Here is a 2,246-nt window from a genome sequence, read left to right as displayed (position 1 = left end):
CGTCGCGGCGCTCGCGCGCGGCCGCCGCGCGTGCCGCAGCCGCCAAGGCTGCTGCGGTGAAGGCCGCGGAGGCCAAGGCGGCGGCCGAGGCGGACGCCGCGTCGCAGACGGTTCCCGATGACGCCGTGGAACTCGCCGCGTCCGTGGGCGCCTCTAGCGATGACATGATCGCCGCGCGCGAGGAGGCGGCCCCGCCGGCCGAGCCGGTCGACGTCAACACGGCGACCGCCGCCGAGCTGGAGGACCTGCCGGGCATGACGCGGTCACGGGCCCGGCGCGCGGTGAAGGAGCGCGAGGCGCAGGGCGGGTTCACGTCCGTCGAGGACTTCGGTGAGACCGTGGGGCTCCAGCCGCACGAGATCGTGCGGCTGCGCCGCGTCGCCACCTGCTCTCCCCGCCCACGCGGCGAACGCCGCTTCGGGCGGCGCGTCGACTACTGACCGCACGCCGTCTCATCCCGCGACGACGGATGCCGCCGACCTCGCCGCCCCTGCTCCCTCGAGCATGCGCGCGACGATGTGCGCGGCATCCCGTCCCATCCCCATGAGCGTCGGCGAGGCGACGGAGTACTGGAACGGCAGCCCCACGAACGCGAGGCCCGGAACGCGTGTCGCCATGCCGCGGACATGCTCGACGGCCCCGTCTGTCCCGAACGTCGCGGGGATGTCGATCCACCGGAGGTCGGGCAGCGAACCGGTGCTCCACACGACGGTCGCGGCGTCGATCCGCTCACCGTCCTCGAGCACGGGCCGGCCGTCGACGTCGACGCCTGCCACCCGGCCGACTCGGCGCACGCCGGCCTTCGTGAGGTCGGTGACGTGGTTGCGCACGAGGTTCACACCGTGGCCGCGATGCTCGGCCGCGAATCGCCGCCCCCGCTCGGTGTCGAGGGTGAGCCGTCGCAGCCGGCGGATGAAGATGCTGCTGACGAGGTTTCCGATGGGGCTGTCGATGCGGCCGGGCACCTGACCCGGGTGGCGGCCGGCGAGCGTGGTCGCATGACCGGATGCCGCGGACTCGAGCGCGATGTCGGTGCCCGAGTTCGCCGCGCCGACCACGAGCACCGGTCCCGGTGCGAGATCGTCCGGCCCCCGGTAGTCCAGTGAATGGAGCCGGTGGATCGTCGGCTCGAGCTCGTCCGCGAAGGGCGGGACGATGCGCCGATGGTGTGCGCCGGCAGCCACGACAACGTGGGCGGCGACGATCTCATCGCCGCTGGACAGCAGCAGGCGGAAGCGGCCGTCGGTCTCCTGCGAGAGCCGGTCCACCCTGGTGGACAGGCGCAACGGCGCGCCGATGGCGGTCGCACAGCGCTCCAGGTAATCGGCGTACCCGGGGCCGGTCGGATAGTCGAAGAAGCCGATGCCGAGCCGCATGCCGGGCAGCTCTGCCCACCGGCGCGGCGTGAAGAGCCGCAGCGAACCGTAGCGCTCGCGCCAGGTATCGCCCACGCGGGGACGGGCGTCGATGATCTCGAAGTCCACACCGCGCGCCGCGAGCAGACGCGCGGTGTGCAGGCCCGCCGCCCCTGCCCCGATGACGACGGTGTCGAGTGCTGCCATGTCCATGATGACCTCCAGGCCTTCACGGTAGGAGCGCGCGCCGGTGGCCGGCATCGGCAGAAATGACCAATTGCCGGCGGTGGGTGCGTCATCGCGCGGCGGCGACGCCGTGCTCGAACGCGTACGCGGTCGCCGCGGAGCGGCTTGGAACGCCGAGCTTCGCCAGGATGTTGCCGACGTGGCGGGCGACGGTGCGCTCGCTGAGGAAGAGGTGCTCGGCGATCCGCCGATTGGACCACCCGTGGGCGACGAGCCCGAGCACCTCGCGCTCACGCCGGCTGAGACCCGGGTCGGCGACCGCCGCCGCCGTGGCGGTACGTTCCAGGCGGGCGAGATCGGGGATCGCGCCGAGGCCTTCCAGGATGCCGCGCGTTGCGTCGAACTCGAGCTCGGCACCCTCGGCGTCGCCGATGTCACGCACCGCGGCCCCGATCGAGATCCGTGTGAGCGCGGCGTCGTATGGTGCGTCGAGGCGCCGCCACGCCGCCCACGCCGTGCGCAAGGCCGACAGCGCATCGGCCGCCCGCCCCTCGGCCAGTGCGACCTCGCCGTCGGCACGGGCCGACAGTGCGCGCAGGTACAGCGTGTCGAAGGCCCTCGCGCACTCCGCCAGCTCGCGTGCCGCAGCCTCCGCCTCGGCGACGCGGCCGCGGTCCAGTGCGACGCGCGTGGCGGCTGCGAGCA

The 2,246-nt window shown here is 73.6% G+C and carries 3 protein-coding genes; 1 reads left to right on the top strand and 2 read right to left on the bottom strand.

The features are described from left to right. On the top strand, positions 1–440 hold a 440-nt coding region (locus VIP82_RS07580; protein ID WP_331907248.1), incomplete at its 5' end, for a ComEA family DNA-binding protein. 12 nt (positions 441–452) lie between these two features. On the opposite strand, the gene VIP82_RS07575 is transcribed toward VIP82_RS07580, so the two are convergent. Further along, positions 453–1,616, bottom strand: a complete 1,164-nt coding sequence (locus VIP82_RS07575) for a flavin-containing monooxygenase (protein ID WP_331907246.1) — start codon at positions 1,614–1,616, stop codon at positions 453–455. Positions 1,617–1,650: 34 nt separating this feature from the next. Continuing rightward, positions 1,651–2,246, bottom strand: a 596-nt coding sequence (locus VIP82_RS07570) for a helix-turn-helix transcriptional regulator (protein WP_331907244.1), incomplete at its 5' end; no start/stop codon positions are given.

Source organism: Microbacterium sp. (assembly GCF_036566905.1).
Classification (GTDB): domain Bacteria; phylum Actinomycetota; class Actinomycetes; order Actinomycetales; family Microbacteriaceae; genus Microbacterium.
Note: the sequence above shows the minus strand (reverse complement) of the source record. Positions and strands in the feature narration are given on the sequence as shown.